4 protein-coding genes are annotated in these 3334 nt (G+C 42.7%); 1 reads left to right on the top strand and 3 read right to left on the bottom strand.

Going from position 1 to position 3334, the window contains the following annotated elements; translation table 11 throughout:
• Window positions 1-68: 68 nt before the first annotated feature.
• From F6K20_RS30545 to F6K20_RS30535, 3 genes are all read right to left on the bottom strand, one after another.
• Window positions 69-281: a DM13 domain-containing protein gene (locus F6K20_RS30545; RefSeq protein WP_287297221.1), complete on the bottom strand. Its 213-nt coding sequence runs from the start codon at window positions 279-281 to the stop codon at window positions 69-71.
• Between the two features lie 126 nt (window positions 282-407).
• On the bottom strand, window positions 408-680 hold the full coding sequence (locus tag F6K20_RS30540; protein ID WP_287297219.1) for a DM13 domain-containing protein: 273 nt from the start codon (window positions 678-680) through the stop codon (window positions 408-410).
• Between the two features lie 147 nt (window positions 681-827).
• Complete coding sequence (locus tag F6K20_RS30535; RefSeq protein ID WP_267875718.1) at window positions 828-956, bottom strand: hypothetical protein; 129 nt, start codon at window positions 954-956, stop codon at window positions 828-830.
• A gap of 708 nt (window positions 957-1664) precedes the next feature.
• Here F6K20_RS30535 and F6K20_RS30530 point away from each other — a divergent pair.
• Window positions 1665-3334, top strand: a 1670-nt coding sequence (locus F6K20_RS30530; RefSeq protein WP_287297217.1) for a glycosyltransferase family 2 protein, incomplete at its 3' end; no start/stop codon positions are given.

Raw genomic sequence — 3334 nt, 5'->3', positions numbered from 1 at the left:
GCCTATACTATAGGCTGTTTAGTCATTAGTCCTTAGGAACTTGCGTTAATTGCTACTAATTAGTGCTACTAATTACTAAGGGTGGCGTAGCCATTCGCGTAGCGTGGCCGAAAGGCCAAGGTGACGTTGAATTTACGGCACCATATGACTACAGAGCTAAAGTCCTCTGGATTAAGATCAGCAGGGATACGGTACCGTTGAGTGCCACTGACCTGCTGAAGACGACCAAGACTTTCTTGAACTTCCCCATCCGTCGCAGGAATGGGGTATCCTTTGCACAACCTAATTGGCTGTTATCTCCATTGGCGTAACTTTCCCCCGCACGGTCGGTAGCTGAGTAGGGTCAATACCCAGTTTTTTGAGATCCTTATCTCCTATATTAACATTGTCGAAAATTCATCCCCGACCTAAGAGGACGGGGTATTCTTTTCTCTCAACCTCCCCAGTAGATAATTTTCCTTACTGTAGGATTTGGGGACAGTTTGGCGGTGCAACAGCACCATTAAATCAGGTCCGTTATCGGTTTTAAAGGTTTCGTCAAACTTTAGGTAACGTTGTCCATTGTCTGTGACTAAACTTACCATGCCTTGAGTAGAATGGGCTGCTGTTACAAAATTTCCTGATCTACTTGTTGCCTGTGCCAGTGTTGCAGTTGGTTTAGCAGCTGGAGCACTGGACACATCAATCTTGGTTGTCGTAGATGTAGAGGTGGATGGTTTTTCCTGAACAGTACTCTGATTCCCAGGTACTCCTGCTACACAACCTACGCTTAAAAAGGCAGTAGCACCAAAGTAAGTATTCAGCTATCAGCTATCAGCTATCAGCTCTCAGCTTTTGAATAAGCGATGCAGAGGTGCGACCCGTGGCGAATTTAATTCGACGACTGTAAGCGCACCATTACGGTCTTGGGGAGGCAGTGCCGCCAAAGGGGGTTCCCCCCACTCGCGGTCTGCCATGGTTTCCCCCACTCGCGCTTGGGATCAAGACAACAAGTAAGCATTGGAATAATGCTGAGTGAAGTCCCAGGGTCGTTCGCACAGCGTGGCCAAACGCGCACGCGTGGCCGAAAGGCCAAGGCCAAAGCCTTTGCCAAAAAGCACCTCAAGTAGCGTGAGCCTTTAGCTGACGGCTGACGGCTGACGGCTGAATGCTTAGGCACCAAAGATCGCTAAATAGTGAAGTTTCATCAGATTATCTATCTCGTGGAAACATTACTCTATTTGCTATTATGTCTAGTCTTCGGTGGCAGTAGTCTGAGTTTTGGTTAAGAAATTTACTGAGTAATTCTAAACTCTAGCTCATTAAAAATTTTATCCATTAATATATCCCAAAATTGGTAAGTTAAGTAAATTTTAATATTTGGCTCAGGTTCTATTAATCTATTATCAATATCATCTAGATTAGTCACATACTATTTTATTAGTTTGGTTGAGTTTAAAATAACAAGTTATGAGACAGTAATGGCTGTAATAGTGTTGTAAAATTCAAGGGGCAAATAATTGCTATAACCTTTATAATACCACACTTTTTAATGTCCTATTCCCTATTCCCTGCCCACAGCGCTATACCTGTTTTTAGACATGACAGTTCCCAAAGTGAGCTACCCAAACTCTAGGTGTTCTTCTAACAAACAAGTTTTTAGGTTACGAGCCGCAACGGTCGTGATGCTGATTCTAGTTACTAGTTTTAGTGCGATCGCTTTAGCTTGGTTGACTGGTCAGGGGCAGATTACACAGCTATTTGCTCATCTGCATGTCTGGCAAAGAAACCCACCGATGTGGCTGGAAGCACCAATGGTGACTCAGCAGCACTACTTATTGCTACCAACGATTATTTTAATGGTTGTTGTCCTGGGGGTCACGAAAATCTCTCCCCGTCCTCGCACTTGGTCTAGAAATCTAGTGGTGGGGATTTTGCTAGCACTATTGGCACGATATCTGCTCTGGCGAATCTTCTCTACCCTGAATTTAGTGGATCCCCTTAATGGTTTCTTTAGCCTAGGATTATTTTTCCTGGAAATGTTGTTGCTAACCAGCAGTATTATCCAGCTATTTTTAATGTTAAGGGTCAAAAACCGTAGCGCTCAGGCTTCCCAGTTATCATTAGATGTTATTTCAGGAAGGTTTAATCCTTCTGTAGATATCTTTATCCCAACCTATAATGAACCCTGTTTTATTTTAAAGCGAACAATTATGGGTTGTCAAGGCATAGATTATGACAACAAAAAGGTTTATTTACTAGATGATACTAAACGTCAACATGTTAAAGAGCTAGCTGCTGAATTGGGGTGTAACTATATCACTCGTCCAGATAATTCCTATGCCAAAGCAGGAAACTTAAACCATGCTATTCCAAAAACCTCAGGGGATTTGATTGTATTCTTCGATGCGGATTTTGTACCAAATAAAAATTTTATTACTCGCACCGTAGGCTTTTTTAAAAAAAGTAATGTGGGATTAGTCCAAACTCCTCAAAGCTTTTATAACCCTGACCCGATTGCCTACAATTTAGGTTTAGAAGATGTGCTACTACCAGAAGAAGAGGTATTTTATCGTCAACTTCAGCCCATCAGGGATGGTGCTGGCGGTGTGGTTTGTGCTGGAACTTCCTTTGTTGTGAAACGTGATATTATAGAAGCGGCTGGTGGTTTTGTAACCGATTCTTTGACTGAAGATTACTTTACTGGTATTCGGATAGCAGCAATGGGTTACCAGGTTATTTATTTAGATGAAAAACTTAGTGCTGGTTTAGCTGCAGAAAATATTGCTGCCCATGTAGCTCAACGATTGCGGTGGGCTCAAGGAACATTACAGGCATTTTTTATTGATGCCAACCCTCTAACTATTCCGGGGTTAAAACCGATCCAAAGACTGGCGCATTTAGACGGATTACTACATTGGTTTACCGGTTTATCTCGCTTCGGATTCCTGTTAATGCCTCTAGCTTATTCCTTTCTAGGGGTGATTCCCTTACAAGCAACGGCTGCTGAATTGTTGTATTTCTTGCTACCTTATTATCTGATACAGCTCACGGTTTTTTCCTGGTTAAACCTCCGTTCCCGGTCAGGGTTGTTCTCGGATATTTACTCATTGCCTTGGTGTATTCCTCTGAGCTTGACAGTGATAAAAGTTATGCTCAATCCTTTTGGCAAAGGATTTAAGGTAACACCCAAAGGGGTAAAACGCGATCGCTTTGTGTTTAACTCCAAGTTGGGATTGCCTTTGATTATCCTATTTATGGCTACAGCAGTGAGCCTATGGCAAAATTTGAGTACTTCTATGATGTATTGGGGGAGTGGGATATCAGCTACTGACGCTCAGATGATTCACGGTCA

Source organism: Moorena sp. SIO2C4, assembly GCF_010672485.1.
Lineage (GTDB): Bacteria > Cyanobacteriota > Cyanobacteriia > Cyanobacteriales > Coleofasciculaceae > Moorena > Moorena producens.
Note: the sequence above shows the minus strand (reverse complement) of the source record. Positions and strands in the feature narration are given on the sequence as shown.